At 58.8% G+C, this 2,338-nt stretch carries 2 protein-coding genes; both read left to right on the top strand.

Annotation, left to right across the window (positions count from 1 at the left end; all coding sequences use genetic code 11):
• Nucleotides 1-47 precede the first annotated feature (47 nt).
• Entirely contained in the window at nt 48-722 is a 675-nt protein-coding gene (locus ACIP66_RS28525; RefSeq protein WP_053121628.1) for an NADH-quinone oxidoreductase subunit B family protein, read from the top strand.
• Between the two features lie 73 nt (nt 723-795).
• A partial coding sequence (nuoC, locus tag ACIP66_RS28530) for an NADH-quinone oxidoreductase subunit C/D (RefSeq protein WP_400652618.1) occupies nt 796-2,338 on the top strand: 1,543 nt, incomplete at its 3' end.

Consider the following 2,338-nt stretch of genomic DNA (forward strand, 5'->3'; position numbering starts at 1 on the left):
AGCACGTCGCAAGCGGCAGGCGAAGCTGAAACAATGAGGCTTTGGCAATGCAATACAATCTCACCAGGATCGACCCCGATGCTCCTAACGAGCAATATCCGATTGGCGAACGGGAAACCGTTTCCGATCCGTTAGAAGATCAAGTCCACAAAAACATTTTCATGGGCAAGCTGGAAGACGTGCTGAGTGGCGCGGTCAACTGGGGACGTAAGAACTCCCTGTGGCCGTACAACTTCGGCTTGTCGTGCTGCTACGTGGAAATGACCACCGCCTTCACGGCGCCCCACGACATCGCGCGCTTTGGCGCCGAGGTTATCCGGGCATCGCCGCGTCAGGCCGACTTCATGGTTATCGCCGGTACCTGCTTCATCAAGATGGCGCCGATCATCCAGCGTCTCTACGAGCAGATGCTCGAGCCGAAGTGGGTGATCTCCATGGGTTCGTGCGCTAACTCCGGTGGCATGTACGACATCTACTCTGTGGTTCAAGGGGTGGACAAGTTCCTGCCCGTGGACGTCTACGTACCTGGCTGCCCTCCTCGTCCGGAAGCATTTCTGCAAGGCTTGATGCTGTTGCAGGAATCGATCGGCAAGGAGCGTCGTCCGCTTTCCTGGGTCGTTGGCGATCAAGGCGTTTATCGCGCCGACATGCCTTCGCAGAAGGAACAGCGCCGCGAACAGCGAATCGCAGTCACCAACCTGCGCAGCCCTGACGAAGTCTGATCCAGATCTGTTCTGACAAAGAAACGAGAAGCTGGCTTCATTCTTTACGTTGACCGAAAGCGAAAAAATAACCATGACTACAGGCAGCGCTCTGTACATCCCGCCTTATAAGGCAGACGACCAGGATGTGGTCGTTGAATTGAACAACCGTTTTGGCGCCGAAGCGTTCACCGCTCAGTCGACCCGCACCGGCATGCCGGTGCTGTGGGTGGCGCGCGCCAAACTCGTCGAAGTCCTGACCTTCCTGCGTAACCTGCCCAAGCCGTACGTCATGCTCTATGACCTGCACGGCGTGGACGAGCGTCTGCGCACCAAGCGTCAAGGGCTGCCGAGCGACGCTGAGTTCACCGTGTTCTATCACCTCATGTCGCTGGAGCGTAACAGTGACGTGATGATCAAGGTCGCCTTGTCCGAAAGCGACCTCAGCTTGCCGACCGTTACCGGTATCTGGCCGAACGCCAACTGGTACGAGCGTGAAGTCTGGGACATGTTCGGCATCGACTTCAAAGGCCACCCGCACCTGTCGCGCATCATGATGCCGCCGACCTGGGAAGGTCACCCGCTGCGCAAGGACTTCCCGGCGCGCGCCACCGAATTCGATCCGTTCAGCCTCAACCTCGCCAAGCAACAGCTTGAGGAAGAAGCCGCGCGTTTCCGTCCTGAAGACTGGGGCATGAAGCGCTCCGGGACGAACGAGGACTACATGTTCCTCAACCTCGGCCCGAACCACCCTTCGGCGCACGGTGCGTTCCGCATCATTCTGCAACTGGACGGTGAAGAAATCGTCGACTGTGTGCCGGATGTCGGTTACCACCACCGTGGTGCCGAGAAGATGGCCGAGCGTCAGTCGTGGCACAGTTTCATCCCGTACACCGACCGTATCGATTACCTCGGCGGCGTGATGAACAACCTGCCGTACGTGCTCTCGGTCGAGAAGCTGGCCGGCATCAAAGTGCCTGAGAAGGTCGACGTCATCCGCATCATGATGGCCGAGTTCTTCCGGATCACCAGCCACCTGCTGTTCCTCGGGACTTACATCCAGGACGTCGGCGCCATGACTCCGGTGTTCTTCACTTTCACCGACCGCCAGAAGGCGTACACGGTGATTGAAGCCATTACCGGTTTCCGTCTGCACCCGGCCTGGTACCGCATCGGTGGTGTTGCCCACGACCTGCCGCGCGGCTGGGAAAAACTGGTGAAAGACTTCGTTGAATGGCTGCCAAAACGCCTCGACGAGTACACCAAGGCTGCCCTGCAAAACAGCATCCTCAAGGGCCGTACCATCGGCGTCGCTGCCTACAACACCAAAGAAGCCCTGGAATGGGGCGTCACCGGTGCAGGCCTGCGTTCGACCGGTTGCGACTTCGACCTGCGTAAAGCGCGTCCATACTCCGGCTACGAGAACTTCGAGTTCGAAGTGCCGCTGGCTGCCAATGGCGATGCCTACGACCGCTGCATGGTGCGCGTTGAAGAGATGCGCCAGAGCATCAAGATCATCGACCAGTGCATGCGCAACATGCCGGAAGGCCCGTACAAGGCGGATCACCCGCTGACCACGCCGCCTCCGAAAGAGCGCACGCTTCAGCACATCGTAACCTTGATCACGCACTTCCTGC

This window comes from Pseudomonas sp. NPDC088429 (assembly GCF_044753305.1).
Classification (GTDB): domain Bacteria; phylum Pseudomonadota; class Gammaproteobacteria; order Pseudomonadales; family Pseudomonadaceae; genus Aquipseudomonas; species Aquipseudomonas rustica.

What these genes read in the sequence shown, in the direction of transcription:
- ACIP66_RS28525 (WP_053121628.1), top strand. Translation starts at nt 48, where the DNA reads ATGCAATACAATCTCACCAGGATCGACCCCGATGCTCCTAACGAGCAA.